The following is a 4613-nucleotide window of genomic DNA, read 5'->3' on the forward strand; positions in this document are numbered from 1 at the left end:
TACATGCTTATGATGAGTTTAGTAAAAATGTATGGCCAAGCACAATTAAATCTATGCAAGATAATGCAAGTTTAGATGAGAATGAATACTATCAAGTAGTAAAATACTTACAAAGAGTAGCTCCTGGTGATGATGAGTGAGTATGCTTTAAAAGTGTAAGTAAATACTAAAAAAGATTAAGGAATTTAAAAGTTTGTTTTTAAATTCCTTTTGAGTGTTTTTTCAAATATCTTAGTGATTTATTGGGTTTTATATATAAAATCTAACTTAAGCAACGAATATTTAAAGCTTTCAATTTATTTTAAATCACTTAATTATTCACTATAAAAGTAGCTTTAATTACAAACAAGAACTATAATAAACCTATGCAAAGTAATTTTAAATTTATGCTTTTAATAGTTTCATTAGGTTCATTTTTAAGCACATTAGCGCTTAATCAAATTCTACCGCTTTTACCATTTATTATGCAAGAATATGGAGTGAGCGGAGATAAGATTAGCTTATATAGTGGTTTAGCTTATGCTGGTAGCACACTTACTATGGCGTTGTTTGCACCATTATGGGGTATTTTAGCTGATAAATATGGTCGTAAAAAAATGCTTTTAAGAGCTAGTTTTGGTATGGGCTTGTGCTTGTTAATTAGCGTATTTTTAAAAACCGCAGAATCATTTATAATACTTAGATTTATTATGGGATTTTTTTCTGGGTTTAACCCTGCTTGTATTGCATTAATAGCTGTTAATGCTCCTAAAGATGATGTGAATGTATCTCTTGCAAAACTTAGCTCATTTCAGATAACAGGCTCGCTTTTAGGACCATTGTTTGGTGGAGTATTAATGCACTTTTTTGATTTTAGAGTTCAGTTTGCAATATCAGGATTTTTATTAATTAGTATATTTTTATTGATATTATTTTTTGTAAAAGAAGATTTTACTCCAGTTCCTAAAGGCGAAAAAATAAGGCTTGATAAAGGCTTGTATTCATTTGTAATAGTTTTGTGTTTAGCTTCGTTTTTAGTGCAGTATTCTCAAACATTTATAGGTCCTATAATCGGCTTATTTGTTTCAAAACTAGTAGATCATAAAGAATTAGCTACAGGTTTTTGCTTTAGTTTAGCAGGAATTGCTAGTGCTATATTTGCTCCGAAATTATCAAAATTAGCAAAAGATTATGGAGAAGTTAATTTGATTTTAATTAGCACTTTTGCTTTGTTTATATGTTTAATATTGCATTATTTTACTAGCCATAATTTTTGGTTATTTTGCTTAGTTAGGTTTATAACCGGTATTAGCTTTTGCTCTATTATGCCTAGCGTTTATTCTATGATAAGAAAAAAGATACCTAAACAAATTAGCTCAAAAATATTTGGAATAAATCAGAGTTTTTACGGATTAGGTGCGTTTTTTGGTAGTTTAAGTGGTGGGTATTTTTATAACTTATATGATGAAAAAGTGTTTTTTATTTGTGCTAGTTTTATTTTAGCTAGTTGTTTTTTAGTTTTCTTTTATAAAAGAATAGGTTTAAAATAAAGTAGGGTATTTAGCTTAAGCATTTAAAAATAAATAGATTAGGTTGATTAGTAATAGTTTATTTTTGAATATCTTACAATCTATACGATGAAAAAGTGTTTTTTATTTGTGCTAGTTTTATTTTAGCTAGTTGTTTTTTTTAGTTTTACTTTATAAAAGAATAGGTTCAAAATAAAGCAGATATATTTGTGCTATAGGATAAAAATTATAAATAATAGAATAAAAACTAATTTATATAAAATAAGTAAAATTTTAATTATAGTTATTTTGGCTAAGTGATTTATTTGTGTTAATTTTTTTTAATAAAAAATAATCTCAAAATAAAGTAGGGTATTCAGCTTAAATTTTGGAATAAATGAGAGTTTTACGGATTAGGTGTATTTTTTGGTAGTTTAAGTGGTGGGTATTTTTATAACTTATATGATGAAAAAGTGTTTTTTATCTGTGCTAGTTTTATTTTAGCTAGTTGTTTTTTTAGTTTTCTTTTATAAAAAAATAGGTTCAAAATAAAGTAGGGCATCAAGTTTAAATTTCGGAATAAATGAGAGTTTTACGGATTAGGTATATTTGTGCTATTACTTTTTATAGGATAAACACTATATATAATGAAAAAAGTTTTTTTATACTTATTTTGAGCTAAATTAATTTAATAGTTTTGATGGATACATAAGAAGACTTTTTAGTCTTCTTTTAAATTATTAGCTATTTTTGCTGCCAATTTTAATTTATCATTATCAAAATGAGTATAAATTCTTGAAGTATTAAGCGAAGCATGCCCTAAGGCTTCTTGGACTAATAACAAATCTTTTTCTTTTTTATAAAGTAGGGTAGCAAAACTATGTCTTAGCATATGAGCTCCATTTTTTTCTTTGCGAATACCGGCTGCTAATAATACATTTTCAATTAATCTTGATATATAAGCTTGAGTTAATGGCTTACCTTGTTTATTTGTAAATAAGTATTGATTAGGTTCGGCGAAATTATTAAAATATTCTAAATGCTCTTTAATGGAATTTATATTTAGTAAAACCACTCTATATTTATTACCTTTAGCATGAATTCTAAGGCTTATCAAATCATTTTCATAGCTAATATCTTTTAACCTTAATCTAAGAACTTCATTAACCCTTACTCCAGTAAATAATATGATTTTTATAGCAAGTTTATTTCTGTCTTGATTACTTTTAAACTCATAATTATTTAGAGTATTTAAAAATGTTTTCATTTGCTCTTCGCTCATAAATTCTGGTAGTTTGTGTCCTGATGATGAGTTTAATCCTGACCAGTTTTTTAACTCTATTTCATAAACATAAGAACTATCATCATCTTTATTTTGTGAACTTAAAAATTTAAAAAAATTAACTATAGCGATTTTGTGATTTTTTTTACTCGCATCACTAAGACCTGCTGTTATACTTGATAGAATTTCAATTACCAATTCTTCATCAATTAGTTTTAGAGAGTACAGCTTATAGTGAATTATTTGCTCGTAAAATTTTTTAATAGGGTTAAAATAAGTATTTACACCAATCATTCCTATATTTCTTGATTTTTTAGCTAACTCATCTAATTCTTCTATAGTGAAATTATTTTTACTTAAAGCAATATTAATCTCTCTTAATTCTTCTGCTGTTTCAAGTAGTTTATTTGATAAAGAATTTAATTTAAATTTTAGAAATTTAGCTATCCAAAATAAAAATGATTTTGAAAAATTGTCTTCACAATCTAAAGGGTATTTCATAATTGTTCCTTAAAATAAGTTGTTTAATATAGAAAAAAATTATAATAAAAGAAGATTATATTATAAACTTAGTTTTCAATATAAATTTAATATGTAAAATTTTATTAAAAATAATAATAAAAAAAATATGATAATTTTACATAAAATAATACATAAAATAATATGATTATTTTTATAAATATACTAAATATCGTATAAAATATCAAAAAAATTATTTATATATTTTATTAAATAATTAATATAGAAATAACTCAAATTTATATTAAGCATATAAAAAATAGTTTGAAAATTATATTACATATATAAATTAAATTCTAAAACCTTATTAAATCTAATTTTGTTATGTTTGGAAATGAAGTATTTTTATAGTATTGAAATTATTGGCGTAGGCATATAAAAAATACATAAGTGTTTGGTATAAGTATATAATTTAAGCTCCGTAAGAGTATTAAATTATTTTAAAAATAAAAGCAATCTAAATTGATTATTAGCATATTTAATATGTTTATATATTATATTAGTATTGAAAACTATAATTTTCAAATTAGTATTTTAAAACCATAACACCACTCTGCGATTTTAATAAAACTGAAGATTTTAGATTGTTTATAACAAATTCTTATTAAGTCTTTTTTGGCAACTATTAGTTCAAATGCTATTTTAAGCTTACTTGTTGTGTTTAATAGTATTTTGAATTATGTTTTATAAACTCATATATTTTATTGGACAAAAGCTCAAAATTATTAAGCTTAGCAGTATTATTAAAATCAGCTAAAGCACTCTCAAAATCTCCCGCAAATTTTACAGGCACAGCCAAAGCACCAATTCGGGCTAAATTGCCACTTAGTTCATTTTTAACTCTTTACTTGCTAATTTAGTAATACTTACATTCAATTTATCCATATCATTAGCACTTAGCTTTGCTACACGACCAAGCACCTTTAAAGAAGTTTGCTTGTCTTTAATTCCATTAAATCTATCAAAAGCTTAATTTTATCTATTTCCAAATCTAAGCCAATTAAGTTTATAATACAAATGCGTGATATAAGTAGCTCTTATTGAGCGACAAGGGCTTTAAATGTATATTGTAGGCTAATATACAAGGCTTTAATGCTTCGCTAGCAAGGTAACTTAGTCTAGTCCGCCTGTCAATCAATATCATAAAATGACTCAACATAATACTTACTATTGATATCTTTTGAAGTCAAATATATATAATGTTTAAGCACTTTTTAAATACTCATTTTAAACTAAATATCAAATATGCTTTAAGTTAAGGCAAATGCAAGTGCCGTTGTTTTAAATGTTTAAGCACTTTTTAAATACTCATTTTAAACTAAATA

At 24.7% G+C, this 4613-nt stretch carries 2 protein-coding genes; one reads left to right on the top strand and one right to left on the bottom strand.

Annotated features, from left to right (window positions below; all coding sequences use genetic code 11):
• Positions 1 to 386: 386 nt before the first annotated feature.
• Positions 387 to 1529: an MFS transporter gene (locus KJR01_RS09490; protein WP_214118989.1), complete on the top strand. Its 1143-nt coding sequence runs from the start codon at positions 387 to 389 to the stop codon at positions 1527 to 1529.
• 679 nt (positions 1530 to 2208) lie between these two features.
• Here the strand turns inward: KJR01_RS09490 and KJR01_RS09495 are convergent.
• Entirely contained in the window at positions 2209 to 3270 is a 1062-nt protein-coding gene (locus tag KJR01_RS09495; RefSeq protein WP_214118992.1) for a tyrosine-type recombinase/integrase, read from the bottom strand.
• Positions 3271 to 4613: the final 1343 nt, after the last annotated feature.

The organism is Campylobacter sp. 2018MI10 (assembly GCF_018501175.1).
GTDB lineage: Bacteria > Campylobacterota > Campylobacteria > Campylobacterales > Campylobacteraceae > Campylobacter_E.